This window comes from Streptomyces sp. KL2 (genome assembly GCF_046529545.1).
Lineage (GTDB): Bacteria > Actinomycetota > Actinomycetes > Streptomycetales > Streptomycetaceae > Streptomyces > Streptomyces radiopugnans.
On record NZ_CP127170.1, the window covers coordinates 2,650,232 to 2,668,867 of the forward strand.

Below are 18,636 nucleotides of genomic sequence, written 5' to 3' on the forward strand. Positions count from 1 at the left end.
CTTCGGCTTCCGGCAGTGGAACGGGAGACGCCCGCGCCCGGACCACGGTTCCGGGCATGCGAGGGGAAATCCTCATCCAGAAGGCTGGTCCGGATCAAGCGGTTACCAGGTATGACTTCATCACAGGTCCTTCACAATCGGTACCGGGGTCCGGATCCGGCCATCGGCACCGGGGCGCACGCCCCGCGCATCCGCCGCCCCGAGCCCGCCGGAGGACAGGCCCGGAGCCCGCGAGACGGCCGCCGGGGGCCTTCGGCAGCGGCGGGGCCGCATCCGGAACCGCCGCGGCCGGCGCGGCCGACGGCTGTTTCCGGCCAACCACCGTGAACCCCCGTCAGTCCTCGGCGGTCCCGTCGGTCCCCGTCAGTCCTCGGCCCGCTCGGCCGCGACCAGTTCGCCGATCTGCGCCATGTTGAGCGCGGCGCCCTTGCGGAGGTTGTCGCCGCACACGAACAGTTCCAGCGCCCGCGGGTCGTCCGGCGAGCGCCGCACCCGCCCCGCCCAGACGGGATCGGTGCCGACCGCGTCGGCGGGGGTGGGGAACTCGCCCGCCGCCGGATCGTCGCACACCACCACGCCCGGCGCGTTCGCCAGGATCTCGTGCGCCTTGCCCACCGAGACCTCGCTCTCGAAGCGGGCGTGCACCGACACCGAGTGGGTGGTGACGACGGGTACGCGCACACAGGTGGCGGTGGCGCGCAGCCCCGGCAGGCCCAGGACCCTGCGGGTCTCCTCGCGGACGGCCAGCTCCTCGGTCGTCCAGCCGTCCTCGGCCGGCGTCCCGGAGAAGGGCACCACGTTGAGCGCGATCGGCGCCGCGTACGGGCCCGTGTCGCCCACCGCGCGCCGTACGTCGCCGGGGTGGACGCCCAGCTCGGTGCCGGCCACGGCCGCGAGCTGCTCGCGCAGGGCCTCCACACCCCGCCGCCCGGACTCGGAGACGGCCTGGTAGGTGGAGACGACCAGCTCCTCCAGGCCCCACTCCGCGTGCAGGGCCCCCAGCGCCACGATCATCGTCAGGGTGGCGCAGCCGGGACCGGCGACGATGCCGCGGGGCCTGTTCCGCGCCGCGTGGGCGTTGACCTCGGGGACGACCAGCGGTACGTCCGGATCCGCCCGGAACGCGCCGGAGTTGTCCACCACCACCGCGCCCCGGGCCGCCGCCACCGGCGCCCAGTGGGCCGCGACCTCGGCGGGCACGTCGAACATCGCGACGTCCACGCCGTCGAAGACCTCCTCGCCCAGCGCGAGGACCTCGACCTCCTCGCCGCGCACCGCCAGCTTGCGGCCGGCCGAACGCTCCGAGGCGACCAGGCGGATCTCCCCCCAGACGTCCGCGCGCTCCGACAGCAGCCCCAGCAGCACGGTGCCGACGGCCCCGGTCGCGCCGACCACGGCCAGGGTGGGCCGGTCGGCGCGACCGATCGGGGCTCGGGGGAAACCCCCGGCGGGGGTCATCGCCCGGTGCCCCCGTAGACGACCGCCTCGTCGCTCTCGCTGTCCAGGCCGAACGCGGTGTGCACCGCGCGGACGGCCTCGTTGACGTCGTCCTTGCGGGTGACGACCGAGATGCGGATCTCGGAGGTCGAGATCAGCTCGATGTTGACCCCGGCGCCCGACAGCGCCTCGAAGAAGGTGGCGGTGACGCCCGGGTTGGTCTTCATGCCCGCGCCGACCAGGGAGATCTTGGCGATCTGGTCGTCGTAGCGCAGGGAGTCGAAGCCGATGCCGGCCTTCGCCCGCTCCAGCGCCTCGATGGCCCGGCGGCCGTCGGTCTTGGGCAGGGTGAAGGAGATGTCGGTCAGACCGGTGGACGCGGCGGAGACGTTCTGCACCACCATGTCGATGTTCAGCTCGGCGTCCGCGATGGCCCGGAAGATCTTCGCGGCCTCGCCCGGCTTGTCCGGCACTCCGACGACCGTGATCTTCGCCTCGGAGGTGTCGTGTGCGACACCGGAGATGAGCGCCTGCTCCATCGGCTGGTCCCCTTGCGGCTGGTTGCTGACCCACGTGCCCCGCAGCCCGGAGAAGGAGGAGCGGACGTGGATCGGGATGTTGTAACGGCGTGCGTACTCCACGCACCGGTGCAGCAGCACCTTGGATCCGGAGCTGGCCAGCTCCAGCATGTCCTCGAACGAGATCCAGTCGATCTTGCGGGCCTTCTTCACGACCCGCGGGTCGGCGGTGAAGACGCCGTCGACGTCGGTGTAGATCTCGCAGACCTCGGCGTTCAGCGCGGCGGCCAGCGCCACCGCGGTGGTGTCCGAGCCGCCCCGGCCCAGGGTGGTGATGTCCTTCTTGTCCTGGGACACGCCCTGGAAACCGGCGACGATGGCGATGTTGCCCTCGTCCAGCGCGGTCTGGATACGGCCCGGGGTGACGTCGATGATGCGGGCCTTGTTGTGGACGGAGTCGGTGATGACGCCGGCCTGGCTCCCCGTGAACGACTGCGCCTCGTGGCCGAGGGATTTGATCGCCATGGCCAGCAGGGCCATGGAGATCCGCTCTCCGGCGGTCAGCAGCATGTCGAACTCGCGCCCCGACGTGACCGGGGACACCTCTCCGGCGAGATCGATCAGCTCGTCCGTCGTGTCGCCCATCGCCGAAACCACGACGACCACCTGGTGGCCGTTCTTCTTGGCTTCGATGACTCGCTTGGCAACGCGCTTGATGCCCTCGGCATCGGCAACGGAGGAGCCGCCGTACTTCTGCACGACAAGGCCCACGTGCGCTCCTCGTAATCTGTCTTCCGGGGCTCCCGTACAGGAACCCAGCGGTCGCTTCAGTTTACCGAGCAGGCCTTTCCGACCCCGCCCCTACCACATCGTGAGATGTACCGCCCACAAGCAGCGCGGCGCGGCGCCACGTCGCACCGGCTCAGCGGGCACCCCTGCCCGCTCACGGCCTCTTCACACGGGAACGTTGCGCAGCTCACACCCGCCGCGCGACCGCGGCCAGGTCGATATCCACCGGAAACGGGACATCCGTTTTCAGCCGCTCGTGGTGGATGCCGGTCACGGCGCAGGTACGGGTGGCGGGCTCCAGCTCGAAGACGTACACGACGGGGCTCCAGCCGCCGTCCGGGGTCTTCTCCACGAACGGGATCCTCACCGGTCACGGCGGCACGGACGAGCCGCTGCCCGACCTTCACTCGTACGGGTGAACACCGGCCCGCCCGGCCGACCCGGTCCGGCCCGCGCATGGCCGCCGCCGTCCGGGGGTACTCCGGACAGCCCGGCAACGACGGCAACGACGGCAACGACGGCAGACGGAGCGGGAGGCGGAAGGCTATGAACCAACTGGCACGCACGGCGCTGGCCCTCGCGGGCGCCGGAGCGGGCGCGGCGGTCCTGCGCAAGGCCGTGTCCGCACGGCGCAGGGCGCGGGAGGACGGCGAGCGCTGGATGGTCGTGACCATCGACCGCGCGCCGACCGATGTGATGCCCCACGGCGACCCGCCCAGCCCTCTGGACGAGTTCGGCGACGCGCTGGAGATCACCGTGCGGCCCGCCCCCGGCGACCGCGGCACCGAGCTGGCCGCCCGGCTGCGCGAACCCGCGTCGCCCGCCTCCACCTCACTGCCGTCCCGGCTCGCGGGGAAGGACCCGCGCCAGGGGGTGCGGCGCGCGCTGCGCGAGGCCAAATCCCTGCTGGAGGCCGGTGAGGTGATGCTGCCGGACGCGCCGCCGACCGGACGCGGCGACACGGTCGGAGGCAAGGTCGTCGGACTGGCCTCCAGGCGAGCGGGCGGGGAGGGAGTGCTGTGAGGGCTCTGTGCTGGGAAGGCGTCAACAAGCTGTCGGTCGAGCAGATCCCCGAACCGGAGATCCGCAACGACCAGGACATCGTCGTACGGCTGCTGCTGAGCACCACCTGCGGCTCCGACCTGCACATCATCGGCGGCTACATCCCCGCCATGCAGCCCGGTGACGTGATCGGGCACGAGTTCGTCGGCGAGGTGGTCGAGACCGGTTCCGGGGTGCGCCGCCACAGGGTCGGCGACCGGGTCGTGGTGTGCTCCTTCATCGGCTGCGGCCGCTGCTGGTACTGCCGGAACGACATGTGGTCGCTGTGCGACAACACCAACACCAACCCCGGCATCGGCCAGGCCCTCTTCGGCTACGAGACCGCCGGGATCTTCGGCTACTCGCACGCCATGGGCGGCATCCGCGGCAGCCACGCCGAGTACGTGCGCGTCCCCTTCGCCGACTACGGGGCCTTCTCCGTCCCCGAGGGCGTCGACGACCTCAGCGCGCTGTTCGCCTCCGACTCCGTGCCCACCGGCTGGATGGGCGCCGACCTCGGCGGGGTGAAGCCCGGCGACGTGGTGGCGGTGTGGGGCTGCGGCGCGGTCGGCCAGATGGCGGCGCGGGCGTCCCTGCTCAAGGGCGCCGAACGCGTCATCTGCATCGACCGGATCCCCGAGCGGCTGGCGATGACCGAGACGTACATCGGAGCCGAGACCATCGACTACACCTCCACCGACGTCGCCGCCGAGCTGCGCGAGCGCACCGGCGGCCGGGGCCCGGACGTGTGCATCGAGGCCGTCGGCATGGAGGCCCACAGCAGCGGCCCCGGTTACCTGTACGACCAGGCCAAGCACCAGCTCCGCCTCCAGACCGACCGCCCCACCGCCGTGCGCCAGGCCATCCACGCCTGCCGCAAGGGCGGCACGGTCTTCGTGCTGGGCGTCTTCGCCGGAGCGGTCGACAAGTTCCCGCTCGGCATGGTCGTCAACAAGGGGCTGACGCTGCGCGGCGCGCAGATGCACGGCCAGCGCTACATCCCGATGCTGCTGGAGCGCATCGCCGCCGGTGAGATCAGCACCGCGCACCTGGCCACCCACACCATGTCCCTGGACCGGGCGGCCAAGGGCTACGACATGTTCAAGCACAAGAAGGACGGCTGCGTACGCGCGGTCTTCCACCCGTAGCCCGCCGGGCACGTCAGGCGCAGTCCTCGAGCTTCTCCGTCCGCAGCGTGGTCCCGACCGGATCGGGGATCTCCACCACGGCCCGTACGGCCGCGTACGGCCGCTCCGGTGCGTGCCGCCCTCCGGCTCGGAGTACACGGTGGCGCTGCGGTCGTCGCGGTCGACGGGGAGGTGGACGGAGATGCCTGCCTCCGCATAGCCGTTCCACTTCTCCACCCGGTCGCGCCGGTCGGTGTCCGGATCGTACGAGGTGACCTCGACGGTCATCAGCACGCCGTCGGGCTCGGCCCACTCGCCCCGGCGCGACTCCCGCTCTCCCGGTGGACTTTCCGCGCACACGCCCATGCCCCCCGGGTCTCGGGTCACGAGCGCCGGGCGCGCCCCAGCAGCAGTTCGCGTTCACGCTCGTTGTGCGTCAGGGACGCGGCGCGTTCGAACTCCGCGCGCGCCTCCTCCCCGCGCCCCAGGCGCTCCAGCAGGTCGCCCCGGACGCTGGGCAGCAGGTGGTAGCCGCGCAGGGCGGGCTCACCGGTGAGGGAGTCCACCAGCCTCAGACCGGCCTCGGGCCCCTCGGCCATGGAGACGGCCACCGCCCGGTTCAGCTCCACCACCGGCGAGGGCGTCAGCACCGCCAGCCGCCCGTACAGCGCGGCGATCATCGCCCAGTCCGTGTCCTCGTACCGCGCCGCCCGCGCGTGGCAGGCGGCGATCGCCGCCTGGAGGCAGTACGGGCCGTACGGGCCGCTCCCCGCGCGCCGCAGGGCCTCCAGGCCCCGGAGGATCAGCATGCGGTTCCACTTGGCGCGGTTCTGGTCGGCGAGCAGCACCGGCTCGCCACCCGGGCCCGTACGCGCCGGGATGCGGGACGCCTGGAGCTCCAGCAGCGCCGCCAGTCCGTGCACCTCGGGCTCCTCCGGCATCAGCCCCTCCAGCACACGGGCCAGGCGCAGCGCGTCCTCGCACAGCGCCGGGCGGCACAGGTCGTCGCCGGCCGTCGCCGAGTAGCCCTCGTTGAAGACCAGGTAGACGACCTCCAGCACGGACGGCAGCCGCCCGGCCCGCTCGTCGCCGTACGGCGCCTCGAAGGGCACCCCCGCCGCGGCCAGCTTCCGCTTGGCGCGCACGATCCGCTGGGCGACGGTCGCCTCGGAGGTCAGGAACGCGCGGGCGATCTCCTGCGTCGTCAGCCCGCCCAGCAGCCGCAGCGTGAGGGCGGTACGGGCCTCCGCGGAGAGGACGGGGTGGCAGGCGGTGAAGACCAGCCGCAGCAGGTCGTCGTCGATGTCGTCCGGATCGGCGGGCTCGGGCGGCGGCGGGGCGTCCTCCAGCGTCCGCCCGACCTCGGCCAGCTTGCGCGCGTACGTCTCCCTGCGGCGCACGAGGTCGATCGCGCGCCGCTTGGCGATGGCCGTGAGCCAGGCGCCCGGCCGCTCCGGCACGCCTGACTCCGGCCACTGCTCCAACGCCGCCACCAGGGCGTCCTGCGCGATCTCCTCGGCCAGTCCGACGTCCCGCACGACGCGGGCCACGGCGGCGATGATCCGCGCGGACTCGATCCTGAACACCGTCTCGACCGTCTCGGCCGTCGTACCGGCGGCCGTAGTGGTCGCGTCCGTTCCCGTCACAGCCACCCATCAGAGCAGCCGCACGGCGTCAGGGGCAAGGAAGCTCGGACGAACCCTCCTGGATCTCGCGGACCTCGGCGGTGACGTCCCAGTGCTCCGGGTGGGCCTCCAGGAACCGCCTGGTCCACTCCAGGGCCTCGGCCCTGTCCCTGACCTGCATGATCGCGTAGCCGCCGACGACCTCCTTGGTCTCGGTGAAGGGACCGTCGGTGTGGCTGACCTTCCCCCCGGACCAGGTGAGCCGGGTGCCCTGGGAGGTCGGGGCGAGCCCGGCCGTGTCCAGCATGACCCCGGCCTTGGTGATCTCCTCGAAAAGCGCGCCCATGCGCTTGTCGAAGTCGGGGTCGGGGGCCTGGGAGGGGAGGTTCTGCTCGTCGACGCGGATCAGCGACATGAAGCGGGGCATGGTGGCTCCTCGGTTCGGTTCCGGTGGCGGAGGCGGGCTCTCTTCCCGCCTCTCACCCATGCGTCGATCGGGAGACGGCCGGATCGACAGCTCTCCGGACTTTTCCCGGAAATCTTTTTCCGGCCCGGTCCCGCCTCAGAGCCGGCCGCCCCTGACGGCCGCCACGAACGGCCCCCAGCCCTCGGCGGGGAACACGACCACCGGGCCGGACGGCCGCTTGGAGTCGCGCACGGGTATCAGGCCGGGCACGCCGTCCGCGACCTCGACACAGTTGTTGTTGTCCGAGCCGCTGTAGCTGGACTTGCGCCAACTCGCCTTGCCCAGATCACGCATGAGCCTCACGTTCGTACTCCTCCGCCATCGTCCGGATCAGGTCCAGGGACTCTCGCGGCGGCAGCGCGGCAGCCCGTACGTGATCGTAGGAGGCCTCGCACCGGGCGACCAGCGCCGGATCGTCCAACAGCTGTCCGCTGTAGGGGCCCTCGGTGTACGCCACCGGCGGCGCGTCGTCGAAGGTCATCAGGGTCATGCTGCCGTCCAGTAGTGCGTGGGCACCGGAGGAGTACGGAAGGATCTGCACCAGGACACGGCGCCCCATCCCCATGGTCTCCATGTGCCTCAGTTGCTCCGCCATGACGCCGGGACCGCCGACCGGGCGCCGCAGTACACCCTCGTCCAGGATCACCCACAACTTCGGGCTTGTCGGGCCCCTCAGCAGTCGCGTCCGGCCCATCCGGGTCTTCACGCGCTGCTCGATCTCCTCCTCCGGCTCGAACGGCAGCCCCGCCTCCACCACAGCACGCGCGTACCCCTCGGTCTGGAGCAGCCCCGGCACCAGCGTCGGAGAGAACTCGCAGATCGTGGTGGCGAGGGTCTGGAATTCCGCCGCCTCGGCGAAGTAGTCGGCGAACGGCGAACTGTTGATCAGCTCCTCGCACATCCGGGAGAAGTAGCCGTCCGTGTCCAACTCCTCGTCGAAGCGGCGGGCCAGCTCCAACTGCGGCTTGCGGACAGCCGACTCGAACTGCCCGATGTACGAGCCCGAGCAGAACACCCGCTCACCCAGCTCCTGTTGGGTGACGCCCGCCGCCTCACGACGGCGTCTGAGCTCGGAGCCGAAGAACTCCCAGCCGATCTTCGGCCGCCCGGGACGGCCCGGTCCGCTTCCACCACTGGCCATGGCGTCACTCCCCAGCAAGGGTCACTGCAATGGTCTAACCCTGGCGAGCGTAGCCGTCAGCGGCCACTCTGGGTATCCATTCGGGGACTCTCGGAACACGGAGGAGGTCAGGCGTGGTCGTGACAGGGCGGCAGGCCGATCATGAACGGCTCGGCGTCGCGGAGGAAGCGGTGGACGAACTGCGGAAGGCGCTGAGCGGCGCGGGCGTCACGCTTCCGTCGCTGCGCGTGGACCTGGTCTCGTACGCGGGCGACACGGCCGATCCGCCGCTGGTGGAGCTGGGCCGCTGCACCCCCGCCACGGCGCGGCGGCTGGCCGCCGCGCTCATGCGGGCGGTCACGGAGGGTGAGGGACGGTGAAGCCCGTCGTCGGTTCGTACGTCGTGGACAGCCGCAGCGACCGGGTGGGGCAGGTGACGGGGACGGTGGGCGGGCTGGTGCGGCTCCGGCCGCCCGGCGGAGGGCTGGAGTGGGACTGCCCGGCCGACGCGCTGCGGCCGGCCGGGACGTGCGAGGAGCTACGTGCCCGGGTGACCGAGATCAACCGCGACCGTACGAGGAGGCTGCCGTGAGCATGCGCAGTGTGATCCGTTTCGCGAGCTGGACGCTGGAGCCCGACCGGGAGCCCGACGCCGAGCCCGTCACGTACGCGATGGAGTGCGCGGTGTGCGGACGGCGCTCGGGGGCGGGCGTCGACTTCCAGGACGCCCAGCGCTGGGCGTTCGCCCACGCGGGCCGCAACCCCTCCCACCACACCTACCGCGAGATCATCCACCGGCCCTGGCGCGCGTGGATGCGCTGACGGCCGTTCGGCGGGTCCGGTGGAGTCGCGTATGCACGGACGGGGGCGGGGAGGGGCGCCCACCGGCCTGCCGTACGGCACCGCGGCCCGACCGGGGCGCGGGCCGGGCTGCGGTGCCGTGAGCGCCGGGGCGATCGGCACGTCCCGGCGCTCCCGTACAACCCTCGGGTTCCTTCAGCGGTCTTCCAAGGGCCGCACGCCCGTGTCCCCTGCGTCATGTCCCCCACCGGACAGGGGTGTCGGGCGGAAAGCACCCCCATCGACCGGGGCCGCGCCATGCCCCCGCAGACAGCAGGAGTGTTCCCGCATGCCCCCGCACGCCCGTCTCGCCCTGGCGACGGCCACCGCGCTCTCGCTGGCGACCGGCCTGCTCGCCCTCGGCCCCGCCGCCCCGCAGGCCTCGGCCGCGGTGGCCAAGCACTACGACGACTTCAACGGCGACGGCTACCGCGACATCGCGTACGGCGGCGCTCCCGGTCTCGGTGTCCTCGGCGGCGCCGTCACGATCACGTACGGCACCGCCCGGGGTCTCGACACCTCCCGCACCCAGACGATCCACCAGAACAGCCCCGGCGTCCCCGGCGCGAACGAGGAGGACGACCAGTTCGGCACGAGCATGGCGAGTGCCGACCTGAACAAGGACGGCTACGCGGACCTCGTCGTCGGCAACCCCACGGAGCACGTGGGCGACTACGAGTACCGCGGCTCGCTGACCATCCTGTGGGGCTCCTCGTCCGGCCTCTCCGGGGGCAGGACCCTCCCGGTGAAGAACGTTTCGAACAGCCACTACGGCACCGACGTGGCCACCGGCGACTTCAACGGCGACGGCTCCCCCGACGTGGCGGCCGTCGGCGGCAGCGACACATGGCTGTACCGGGGCGCCTTCACCAAGTCCGGCGGCAGGGGCACGATCAGCAGGATCGACAAGGAGGGCGCCGGCTGGTACTCGGCCGGCCTGGCCGCAGGCCGGGTCACCGGCGACGGGAAGACGGACCTGGTCATCACCGGCATCCAGGCCTACGGCACCGAGTGGAAGGTCCGCGCCTGGTTCCTCAAGGGCACCTCCGGCGGTCTGTCCTCGGGCGCGTCCAAGACGCTCGCCGCCGGATACGGCAGCTTCGGGATCAACGCGGTCATCGGTGACTTCGACAAGGACGGCTACGGCGACATCGCCATCGGCGAGCCGGACGAGAGCAGCGGCAAGGGCGCGGTGAACATCTGGTACGGCGCCTCATCCGGCCCCAGCGGCACCCGCTCGGCGAAGTTCACGCAGGCCAGCTCCGGTGTCGCGGGCACGCCCGAAGCCGAGGACAACTTCGCCTACGCCCTGTCGGCAGCCGACTCCAACGGCGACGGCTACGCGGACCTGGCGGTCGGCGTCCCGCACGAGGACGTGAGGGGCATGGAGGACCAGGGCACCGTCCACGTCTTCCGCGGCGGTTCCGGAGGGCTGTCCGGCTCCCGGTCCCTCCTGGTCCCGCAGACCGTCGCGGGTGCCGCTCCCCGGGACCACGAGTCCTTCGGGCACAGCCTCCGGCTGCGCGACGTCAACGCCGACGGCCGCGCGGACCTCGCCGTCGCAGCGGCCACCGCCGATCGCCTCCTGCCCGGCTCGCCCACCGGGCCGACGGCCGAAGGCTCGTACCCGCTGCCCGGCGTGGACGGCCCCTTCGTGGACTGAACCGACCGCCGGGCACGGCGGGACTCGGCGGAACGGCCCCGGGCCGGGCGCGGGATGCGCCCGGCCCGGGGCCGTTCCCGGTGCGGGAGCCGCCCTGCGGGCGGGCCGTACCCGGGCCGTCGGTCGTGGGCCGTCAGTCGTGCGTCGGCTTGATGCCCAGCGGGGCGGCGATCTCCGCCGCCATCACCGCGCCGGCCTCCCTCTCCAGCTGGAGGTCGTCGGCGTCGGTGTCCGTGTCCAGGCCCTCCAGCTCGTCGAGGGGGGTGTCGAGCCGGACGTGGGCCACCAGCGACTGGAGGGCGCGCAGGGACGCGGACGCGGTGGGACCCCAGTTGGACAGGTAGGAGAACTGCCACCACCACAGCGCCTCGCTGATCCGCCCGGCCCGGTAGTGGGCCATGCCGTGGCGCAGGTCGGTGACCACGTCGGCGATGTCGTCGGAGATGCGGCAGGCGACCGGGGCGCTGCGCGCGTACGGGTCGAAGACCTCCGAGTAGACGTCCACCGGGTCCAGCAGCCGGGCGAGCCGCATGCGCAGCTCGTCGACGTCCGGCTCCGGGCCGGTGTCCGGCTCGTACCGCTCCTCCGGGACGATGTCCTCGTGTGCGCCCAGGCGCCCGCCCGCGAGCAGCAGCTGGGACACCTCCAGCAGCAGGTACGGAACGGCGCTGTCCGGCTCGTCCCCCTTGGCCACCTCGGTGACCGCCACGAGGAAGCTCTCGACCTGGTCCGCGATCTGCACCGCGAAGTCGTCCGGGCTGCGCTCCTGGCCGCGGTCCGGGGTACGGTCCTCGTCGCGGTCCTGGCCGCGGTTCTCGGGCTTGGCTTCAGACATCGAGCAGTCTTCTCCCCTCGAAGGCACGTCCCAGCGTGACCTCGTCGGCGTACTCCAGGTCTCCTCCGACGGGGAGGCCGCTGGCCAGCCTGGTCACACGCAGGCCCATGGAGGACACCATGCGCGCGAGGTAGGTGGCCGTCGCCTCCCCTTCGAGGTTCGGGTCGGTGGCCAGGATGAGCTCGGTGACGGTGCCGTCGGCGAGCCTGGCCAGCAGTTCCCTGATCCGCAGATCGTCCGGGCCCACGCCCTCGATCGGGCTGATCGCACCGCCGAGGACGTGGTAGCGCCCCCGGAACTCGCGCGTCCGCTCGATGGCCACGACGTCCTTGGGCTCCTCCACGACGCAGATGACCGACGGGTCGCGGCGCGGGTCCTGGCAGACCCTGCACCGCTCGGCCTCCGCGACGTTGCCGCAGACCTCGCAGAACCGGACTTTCTCCTTCACCTCGGTCAGCGCGTGGGCGAGCCGGCGGACGTCCGCCGGTTCGGCCTGCAGGATGTGGAAGGCGATCCGCTGCGCGCTCTTGGGACCGACGCCGGGCAGCCTGCCCAACTCGTCGATGAGGTCCTGAACCACGCCTTCGTACACGGCCGCCTACTCCACTCTTCCTGCTCTGCCCTTGTCGCTCCCGCACGGTCCCCGCACTGACCGTACGCTCGTTTCCGCTTTTCGGTGCACCATGCACCCGGCGCGCGGTCCGCGCCGGGCCGCCGTCAGAAAGGCAGGCCCGGCATGCCGCCCAGCCCCTGGGCGAGGGGGCCGAGCTTCTGCTGCTGGAGCTCCTGCGCGGCGGAGTTCGCGTCGCGGACGGCCGCGAGGACCAGGTCGGCGAGGGTCTCGGTGTCCTCCGGGTCCACCGCCTTGGGGTCGATCACCAGGCCCTTGAGCTCGCCGGCGCCGGAGACCGTGGCCTTCACCAGGCCGCCGCCCGCCGACCCCTCGACATCGGCCTCGGCCAGCTCCTGCTGGGCCGCAGCGAGGTCCTGCTGCATCTTCTGGGCCTGCTGAAGCAACTGCTGCATGTTGGGCTGGCCACCACCGGGAATCACGGGATTCGCTCCTGGCTCGCTCGACGACGTGTACGTGTGCGCACGTGTGCTCGCCGCGTACGCACCCGCTTTGTACTCCGTACCCCTGAGCGTACGCGCTCCCCCGGCCTGTTGGCCTCGTCAGGTCCGGACGATCCCGTACGCCGCCGGCATGCGGGCGGAGGGGGCTCGGAGCGGGCGGGCGTCACTCGTGGTACAGCTCCTCCAGCACCGTCGCGCCCAGCTCGCGCACGATCAGGTCGTGGCCGGACAGGGCGGTGTCGTCCAGGTCCGGGTCGTCCTCGGCGGGCATGTCGTCCTCCGGCGCCACGGGGGGCGGGGGCGGCGGGTCCGCCTCGCCGTACGGTGCGGGCGCCGGGGGCCCTTGCGGCCGGGAGTGCTGCGGCTGGGACTGCTGGTGCTGCGGCCGGGCCGGCTGCTGCTGCCCGTACGGCGCGGAGGGGGAGGGCTGGGCGGCGGGGGGCGCCGCCACGGCGGCCGACCGGAAGCCACCCGGGCCGCCGGAGGAGTGCGGGGACTGCGAGGCCTGCGCGGACTGCGGAAACTGCGGGGACTGCCCCTGCGGCGGCGCGGAGCCGCCGGAGGGATCGACGACGGACTCGATCCGCCACTGCACGCCGAACGCGTCGGCCAGCGCGGCGCGCAGCACGTCCTCGCTGCCGCCGTTGGCGAAGCTGTCGCGGGCTCCCTGGTTGGAGAAGCCGAGACGGAGCGTCGTCCCGTCGAACCCGGCGACGTGCGCGTTCTGGCTGAGCAGGATCCAGGTGAAGCGGCGGCGGCCCTTGACCGCGTCCAGGATGCCGGGCCACATCTGCCGTACCTGCGCGACTCCCTGCCCGCCGTCGACGCCGCCCTGGGGCGTCGCGGGGGCCTGGGCATGGACCGGAGGCGGAGGGGCCGGGGCCTGGGGCTGCGGCGCGGAGGCCGCGGAGGCCGCGGGGGCGGACGCCGGAGTGGGCCATGCGCCGGGGCGCCGGCCGTCGTCCTGCGGCTGGGCGGGCGACTGGGCCGGCTGGGCCGACTGCTGCCCGGGCCACGCTCCGGGGCGGGCCTGCGGCTCCCCCTGGCCACCGCCGGGTGCCTGGCCGCCGGGTGCCGCCGCCGGCCAGGCGCCGGGCCGGCGGTCCGCGTCCGGGGCGGGCCCGCTCTCCGGAGCGGGCCGGGCCGCCGGCTGCGCGGGCGGCGGGCCCTGCGGCGCGGGCGCGCCCTGCTGCCCTGCCAGGGCCGTACGGGCCTCCGCCGGGCCGCCACCCGGCGCCGGGGGCGCTCCCACGGGGGCTCCGCCCACCGGACCCGCGCCCACCGGACCCGCGCCGGCCGCACCCCCTCCCGCCGCCAGGCCGCCCGCGAGGCTCGCACCCCGCTCCAGACGGTCCAGGCGGGCCTGGAGGGAACGCTCGTCGCCGTACGCCGCGGGCAGCAGCACCCGGGCGCAGATCAGCTCCAGTTGCAGCCGCGGCGAGGTCGCGCCGCGCATGGCCGTCAGGCCCTCGTTGACGATGTCCGCCGCCCGGCTCAGCTCGGCCGGGCCGAAGACCGACGCCTGGGCCGTCATCTTCTCCACCACGTCGGCGGGGGCGTCGATCAGGCCCTTCTCCCCGGCGTCGGGCACGGCGGCCAGGATCACCAGGTCGCGCAGCCGCTCCAGCAGGTCGGCGACGAAGCGCCGCGGATCGTGCCCGCCCTCGATCACCCGGTCGACCACCTCGAAGGCCGCCGCCCCGTCGCCCGCCGCGAAGGCGTCCACCACCGAGTCCAGCAGCGCGCCGTCGGTGTAGCCCAGCAGCGCCGTGGCCATGGCGTACGTCACGCCGTCCGGGCCGGCGCCCGCCAGAAGCTGGTCCATCACCGACATCGAGTCACGCACGGACCCGGCCCCGGCGCGCACCACCAGGGGCAGCACCCCGTCCTCGACGGGGATGGCCTCGCGCTCGCACACCTCCGCCAGGTAGTCGCGCAGGGTGCCCGGCGGCACCAGGCGGAACGGGTAGTGGTGGGTGCGCGACCGGATCGTGCCGATGACCTTCTCCGGCTCGGTCGTCGCGAAGATGAACTTCAGGTGCTCCGGCGGCTCCTCGACCACCTTCAACAGGGCGTTGAAGCCCTGCGGGGTGACCATGTGCGCCTCGTCGATGATGTAGATCTTGTACCGGCTGGAGGCGGGGCCGAAGAACGCCTTCTCGCGCAGGTCGCGGGCGTCGTCCACACCACCGTGCGACGCGGCGTCGATCTCGATGACGTCGATCGAGCCCGGCCCGTTGCGCGCCAGGTCCAGGCAGGACCGGCACTCCCCGCACGGATCCGGCGTCGGGCCCTTCTCGCAGTTCAGGCAGCGGGCGAGGATACGGGCGCTGGTCGTCTTGCCGCAGCCGCGCGGCCCGCTGAAGAGGTACGCGTGGTTGACCCGGTTGTTGCGGAGGGCCTGCTGGAGGGGGTCGGTGACATGCTCCTGCCCGATGACCTCGGAGAAGGCCTCGGGGCGGTAGCGGCGGTACAGCGCGAGGGACGACACGTCTCCGACGATATAGGCCGCCGCCGACAACCGTGCCCCCCGCGGGGGCGGGGCGGCACGGTCGTCGGCGTGGGGAAAATCAGGCGCCCCCCACGCACCCGCCAGAGCTCACCTACCCTTGCTGCCTTCCGGCCCTGGGGGAGTTCAGCGAGATGGCGCCACGTGAGGGGCTGCGCCAAGCCTACCGGATGCCGGAGGGTGGTCGGGCCCGTCCCCCGGGTCCGCCGCCCGGCCCGTCCGGCCCCGGGGAGCGGCCGGGGAACGGACCGGGGGCACCGGCGGTCCCGCCCGGGGATCGGGTTCGCAACCACTCCCCCGCGTCATGTAATGTTTCCGGCGGAGGATTCGCCTAGAGGCCTAGGGCGCACGCTTGGAAAGCGTGTTGGGGGCAACCCCTCACGAGTTCGAATCTCGTATCCTCCGCCAGTGCCTCACCGGGCACGATGTCGAAGGGCCCCACCGTCCGCGGTGGGGCCCTTCGACGTACTCGGCCTCAGTCGGCCTTCAGCCGACTTCGAGCGGCTCCCGGATGGCGCCCACGGGTTGTTCCGCGACTCTCCGGCGCGCCGGAGCCGTGACGTGCGTGTGATGAGCCCGCATCCGGACGGCTCCCCCAGGCTCTCGGCACATGTGCTCTCCCGGCCCTCGCCCGGCGCGGTACACCGGTCTCGCGGACCGGCAGCGCGGCCACCGCCGCGGTGTTCGCACATCCGCCACGGCGGCCCGCGTATCCCGCCTGCTCGGCTACCAGCCGCGTGTGCCCCGGGCCGGCCCGTCCGTAGTTCGTCAGCCGGGCCGCTGGGTACGGCTCTCGTGGGCGAGCCCGTCCGGGCGGGCAGCCGCGCGCGGCCCGAGAGGAAGGACCAGGGCCCGCAGCCGCACGGGGTCGGACGGCCGAAGAACCGCCGGGGCCGACGGTCGGCGGATCACCCCGATGTCCTGCCATCCCCACGACAGGAAGGCGTCGAGGACCGCGGAGTCGGCTTGATCCACCAACGTCGCCCCGAGCGAGACGTGTTGGCCGGCGAGCAGGCGCTGCTGGAGTCGGCGGGCGAGGCCCCTGTCGTCCGTATGCGGGTGCACCACGATCTCGGTGATCGCGAAGACGTGTCCGGATGCGGTGAGCTGCTCGACACTCTGCGTGAGGGGTCCGTCGAAGCCCCGCCACCACGTCCCCTCGCGCTGTACGGGGAACCCGTAGGCACACCCTGCGAGGGCCGGGTCCTCCGCGATCAGCAGGGCGAATCCGGGCCGCCGGATGTCACCGGTGAGCCGCCGCAGAAACGCCTCCCGGCCCCGGTACTCCTCGCCCGCCTGCGCGCGGGAGGACTCCACGTACAGGTCGGCCAGGTCCTCTCGCAGGGTCTCGGCCTGCCAGCGGCTCAGCCTGCGCAGGCGTACCGCGTTCGCGGGGGACGGTGTGTCTCCCCCACCGCGCGGCGGCTGTTCCCGCCGGGGCGGGGTCGTCACAGCGCACCGCCCGCGGCAGCGGGGGTCCGGTGCGCCGGTGCTTGAGCGACATGGGCCGGGTGGAGCAGGAAGCCGGAACCGGTGATCTCGGCGATCCGGGCCATGGCCGGCGGCGGGTAGTGCAGTCGCAGGGTCGTTCCGGCATCGGCGGCGAGCCGGAACGCCGCAAGGAAGGCGTTGAGTCCGCTGCCGTCGCAGAAGGTGACCGCCGTGAGGTCGACATCGACGACGCGGATGCCGTCACGCAGGCATTCGGCCAGCACGATACGCACCAGCGGGGCTGTGACCAGGTCGATCTCTCCTGCGAGGGTGATCAGTGCGCGAGTGCTGTGGTCGTGCCGGTAGACGTTCAGTTGTGGAAGGGCCATGGCTCCTCGGTTCGGACGGCCCGTCGCAGAGCGCCGCGAGGCAGGGCCGGGTCGGCCCTCATGGCGTGCCGCCGATACGGGGGTGTGCGCGGTGACGGGGTGAACCGGCCGGTCCGGCAGCCCGGGTTCCTGAACGCGGTGGCCGGCCCGGCCGTACGGGGATGCACCGGGGACCGGGCGGAAAGCCCGCTCCCGCGGGCATCGTGTCCATGCGGTGGTGTGCCGCCGGGGTCCGGAACGTCCTGTCGGAAGCACGCGGCACAGGACACGCGCCGCTCCGGCACACGGTTTCGCCGCCGCCTTCCCGGCTCCGGTGTTCCAAGAGGCGGAGCATCCCGCCGGAAACGGCATGAGCAGGGTGCCGTCCTTCTCCGCGGGGATGTCCACCACGGTCTGCGGCAAGCGCGGCCGGAGTACGTCCGGCGTCTCGCCCCAGGCGCTCGCGCCGAGGCCGGCGCGAGCGTGGGGATCCGGCCGGGCGGTCAGCGCGGTGAGCGGGCGGGACGGCTCTCGCCGGGTCGGGTGACCGCGGCCACCGCGCGCCGTCGAAGGTCCCTGCGCATTTGGGGATACCGTCTCCGCCCGCAGGACCGCGGTCTCGGGTAATACCGGTTCACCACTGGTTTCGGCCGGAAGTCCGACGCGGGGCACGAGGCTCACCCCGCTCCTGTCCGGGTGCGGCGCCGGGGCCGTCCCCCGTCGCGGCGGTGGCTGCCGGGGTCCGTGGACGTGCGGCCGGGGCCGCGGGCTTCATACCCCCTTCGGAGTCCCAGACCGCTTCCACGGCCCGGTCGGCCTCGGCCACCGTCCGCAGGCGCGCCGCCTCCTCCATCAACCGGCTCGCGGTCGACGTGCCCAGCGGGTCGCTCGCGGCGGCCATCAGCCAGGCGGCCGAGACGGGAGTCGTCTGCGGCGGCACCACCAGCAGGGTCCAGTGGCCCACGCGGTACGAGAGCAGCAGCAGCCCGTGCGGGTCCTGCTCGGCCAGGAACCAGCCCACCTTCACCACATGCCCGGCGACGGTCACCTTGCGCGGGACGGTGGGCCAGTGGGTGGGATTCACCGTGACCCGGGTTATCCGCCCCCACAGCGGATCGAGCACGGCCGTCAGTGCGGGGAGTTCCGCCCCGAGATCGCGGGAGCGTGGCCACCAGGCGCCGTCCAGCGGAGCTGGTGCGGAACCGGCGGGAACCAGCGACAACCGCGGAGGAGGGGGGGAGGGCCGGTCTTCGTGTGTCGGCGGGTGATGGATGGTCGCAGTCATGACGCGAGCCCTGCCCCGGGCCGGTCGCAACCGGCCCGGCGTATTCGATCGCCGAAAACGACACGGGCGTGGAGGCCGATGTGCGAAGTGTCCTCGGTATCTTCAGCGTACTCCTCGGACGAGCCGAACGGACCGTGCGGCCGACGGATGAACCGATCCCCCGCGCCCCTCCCCGGAACCATCGCTTCCAAGGCCACGTCCAGGACACACGGGCCCGGGAACACACGCGGATTCGCGAGCACTGCCGGCCCACCGCCGCCCGGTACGTCCGTGGTTGCGGTTCCGGTCGCGTCCGCCGCTGTCCAGCACCGTCCGCCACCTGCCCCCGACCCCGTTCCGCCATAGGCCAGGACACCGCCGATCGATCCAGGAACCCCGAGCGAACACTCGGAAAGCGGGTTGGGGCAGGCAACCCCTCACGAGTCCGAGCCCCATATCCTCCGCGGCGCCCACCGGGGCGAACACAAGGCCCCGGCCGATCACGGCCGGGGCCTTCCGCCGTGCCGCG

Annotated in this window: 20 protein-coding genes, 1 tRNA gene, 1 other RNA gene and 1 pseudogene; 7 read left to right on the forward strand and 16 right to left on the reverse strand. The window is 72.9% G+C overall.

Going from position 1 to position 18,636, the window contains the following annotated elements; all coding sequences use genetic code 11:
- Positions 1 to 363 precede the first annotated feature (363 nt).
- The 3 genes from QPK52_RS11960 to QPK52_RS11970 all read right to left on the reverse strand — a co-directional run bounded on the left by QPK52_RS11960 (position 364) and on the right by QPK52_RS11970 (position 3,096).
- Positions 364 to 1,458 carry an aspartate-semialdehyde dehydrogenase gene (locus tag QPK52_RS11960; RefSeq protein ID WP_410537446.1) on the reverse strand — a complete coding sequence of 365 codons (1,095 nt, stop codon included), beginning with the start codon at positions 1,456 to 1,458 and terminating at the stop codon, positions 364 to 366.
- Positions 1,455 to 2,726 carry an aspartate kinase gene (locus tag QPK52_RS11965; RefSeq protein ID WP_093657369.1) on the reverse strand — a complete coding sequence of 424 codons (1,272 nt, stop codon included), beginning with the start codon at positions 2,724 to 2,726 and terminating at the stop codon, positions 1,455 to 1,457. Before QPK52_RS11965 ends, QPK52_RS11960 begins: the two co-directional genes overlap by 4 nt.
- 205 nt (positions 2,727 to 2,931) lie before the next feature.
- Positions 2,932 to 3,096 (reverse strand): hypothetical protein, encoded by a 165-nt coding sequence (locus QPK52_RS11970; protein WP_410537447.1) that lies wholly within the window; start codon positions 3,094 to 3,096, stop codon positions 2,932 to 2,934.
- 194 nt (positions 3,097 to 3,290) lie between these two features.
- On the opposite strand from QPK52_RS11970, the gene QPK52_RS11975 reads away from it, so the two are divergent.
- Positions 3,291 to 3,767, forward strand: coding sequence for a hypothetical protein (locus QPK52_RS11975; protein WP_410537448.1), 477 nt, complete (start codon positions 3,291 to 3,293; stop codon positions 3,765 to 3,767).
- Positions 3,764 to 4,933 carry a zinc-dependent alcohol dehydrogenase gene (locus QPK52_RS11980; RefSeq protein ID WP_410537449.1) on the forward strand — a complete coding sequence of 390 codons (1,170 nt, stop codon included), beginning with the start codon at positions 3,764 to 3,766 and terminating at the stop codon, positions 4,931 to 4,933. The genes QPK52_RS11975 and QPK52_RS11980 overlap by 4 nt, the downstream gene beginning before the upstream one ends.
- 165 nt (positions 4,934 to 5,098) lie before the next feature.
- Here the strand turns inward: QPK52_RS11980 and QPK52_RS11985 are convergent.
- The 5 genes and pseudogenes from QPK52_RS11985 to QPK52_RS12005 all read right to left on the reverse strand — a co-directional run.
- Positions 5,099 to 5,278 (reverse strand): annotated as a pseudogene (locus QPK52_RS11985) (hypothetical protein); the annotation flags it as partial.
- Positions 5,279 to 5,295: 17 nt separating this feature from the next.
- On the reverse strand, positions 5,296 to 6,558 hold the full coding sequence (locus tag QPK52_RS11990) for an RNA polymerase sigma factor (protein WP_410537450.1): 1,263 nt from the start codon (positions 6,556 to 6,558) through the stop codon (positions 5,296 to 5,298).
- A gap of 28 nt (positions 6,559 to 6,586) precedes the next feature.
- A complete protein-coding gene (locus QPK52_RS11995; RefSeq protein ID WP_410537451.1) occupies positions 6,587 to 6,964 on the reverse strand; it encodes a YciI family protein in 378 nt (125 codons plus the stop codon).
- Positions 6,965 to 7,099: 135 nt separating this feature from the next.
- Positions 7,100 to 7,297 (reverse strand): DUF397 domain-containing protein, encoded by a 198-nt coding sequence (locus QPK52_RS12000; RefSeq protein WP_410540306.1) that lies wholly within the window; start codon positions 7,295 to 7,297, stop codon positions 7,100 to 7,102.
- Positions 7,290 to 8,144 (reverse strand): helix-turn-helix domain-containing protein, encoded by an 855-nt coding sequence (locus QPK52_RS12005; protein ID WP_410537452.1) that lies wholly within the window; start codon positions 8,142 to 8,144, stop codon positions 7,290 to 7,292. Before QPK52_RS12005 ends, QPK52_RS12000 begins: the two co-directional genes overlap by 8 nt.
- A gap of 113 nt (positions 8,145 to 8,257) precedes the next feature.
- On the opposite strand from QPK52_RS12005, the gene QPK52_RS12010 reads away from it, so the two are divergent.
- The 4 genes from QPK52_RS12010 to QPK52_RS12025 all read left to right on the forward strand — a co-directional run bounded on the left by QPK52_RS12010 (position 8,258) and on the right by QPK52_RS12025 (position 10,626).
- Positions 8,258 to 8,503, forward strand: a complete 246-nt coding sequence (locus QPK52_RS12010; protein WP_410537454.1) for a hypothetical protein — start codon at positions 8,258 to 8,260, stop codon at positions 8,501 to 8,503.
- Entirely contained in the window at positions 8,500 to 8,715 is a 216-nt protein-coding gene (locus tag QPK52_RS12015; protein ID WP_410537455.1) for a hypothetical protein, read from the forward strand. Before QPK52_RS12010 ends, QPK52_RS12015 begins: the two co-directional genes overlap by 4 nt.
- Positions 8,716 to 8,717: 2 nt before the next feature.
- Positions 8,718 to 8,945 carry a hypothetical protein gene (locus tag QPK52_RS12020; RefSeq protein ID WP_410540307.1) on the forward strand — a complete coding sequence of 76 codons (228 nt, stop codon included), beginning with the start codon at positions 8,718 to 8,720 and terminating at the stop codon, positions 8,943 to 8,945.
- A gap of 307 nt (positions 8,946 to 9,252) precedes the next feature.
- The gene (locus QPK52_RS12025; RefSeq protein ID WP_410537456.1) at positions 9,253 to 10,626 is read left to right on the forward strand and encodes an FG-GAP-like repeat-containing protein; all 1,374 of its coding nucleotides are present in this window, start codon (positions 9,253 to 9,255) and stop codon (positions 10,624 to 10,626) included.
- A gap of 133 nt (positions 10,627 to 10,759) precedes the next feature.
- On the opposite strand, the gene QPK52_RS12030 is transcribed toward QPK52_RS12025, so the two are convergent.
- The 5 genes from QPK52_RS12030 to ffs form a co-directional block, all read right to left on the reverse strand.
- Complete coding sequence (locus QPK52_RS12030; protein WP_410537458.1) at positions 10,760 to 11,461, reverse strand: DUF5063 domain-containing protein; 702 nt, start codon at positions 11,459 to 11,461, stop codon at positions 10,760 to 10,762.
- Positions 11,454 to 12,053, reverse strand: coding sequence for a recombination mediator RecR (gene recR / locus QPK52_RS12035; RefSeq protein ID WP_093657343.1), 600 nt, complete (start codon positions 12,051 to 12,053; stop codon positions 11,454 to 11,456). The genes QPK52_RS12030 and recR overlap by 8 nt, the downstream gene beginning before the upstream one ends.
- A gap of 125 nt (positions 12,054 to 12,178) precedes the next feature.
- Complete coding sequence (locus tag QPK52_RS12040) at positions 12,179 to 12,514, reverse strand: YbaB/EbfC family nucleoid-associated protein (RefSeq protein ID WP_410537459.1); 336 nt, start codon at positions 12,512 to 12,514, stop codon at positions 12,179 to 12,181.
- 184 nt (positions 12,515 to 12,698) lie between these two features.
- Positions 12,699 to 15,026, reverse strand: a complete 2,328-nt coding sequence (locus QPK52_RS12045) for a DNA polymerase III subunit gamma and tau (RefSeq protein ID WP_410537460.1) — start codon at positions 15,024 to 15,026, stop codon at positions 12,699 to 12,701.
- 78 nt (positions 15,027 to 15,104) lie between these two features.
- An RNA gene (ffs, locus tag QPK52_RS12050) (signal recognition particle sRNA small type) lies at positions 15,105 to 15,201 on the reverse strand.
- Positions 15,202 to 15,364: 163 nt separating this feature from the next.
- Between ffs and QPK52_RS12055 the strand changes: the two genes are divergently transcribed.
- A tRNA-Ser gene (locus QPK52_RS12055) sits at positions 15,365 to 15,452 on the forward strand.
- Between the two features lie 360 nt (positions 15,453 to 15,812).
- On the opposite strand, the gene QPK52_RS12060 is transcribed toward QPK52_RS12055, so the two are convergent.
- The 3 genes from QPK52_RS12060 to QPK52_RS12070 form a co-directional block, all read right to left on the reverse strand.
- The gene (locus QPK52_RS12060) at positions 15,813 to 16,496 is read right to left on the reverse strand and encodes a hypothetical protein (RefSeq protein ID WP_177213930.1); all 684 of its coding nucleotides are present in this window, start codon (positions 16,494 to 16,496) and stop codon (positions 15,813 to 15,815) included.
- On the reverse strand, positions 16,493 to 16,864 hold the full coding sequence (locus tag QPK52_RS12065; protein WP_410537461.1) for an STAS domain-containing protein: 372 nt from the start codon (positions 16,862 to 16,864) through the stop codon (positions 16,493 to 16,495). Before QPK52_RS12065 ends, QPK52_RS12060 begins: the two co-directional genes overlap by 4 nt.
- 613 nt (positions 16,865 to 17,477) lie before the next feature.
- Positions 17,478 to 18,128 carry a DUF5994 family protein gene (locus tag QPK52_RS12070; RefSeq protein ID WP_410537462.1) on the reverse strand — a complete coding sequence of 217 codons (651 nt, stop codon included), beginning with the start codon at positions 18,126 to 18,128 and terminating at the stop codon, positions 17,478 to 17,480.
- Positions 18,129 to 18,636 lie beyond the last annotated feature (508 nt).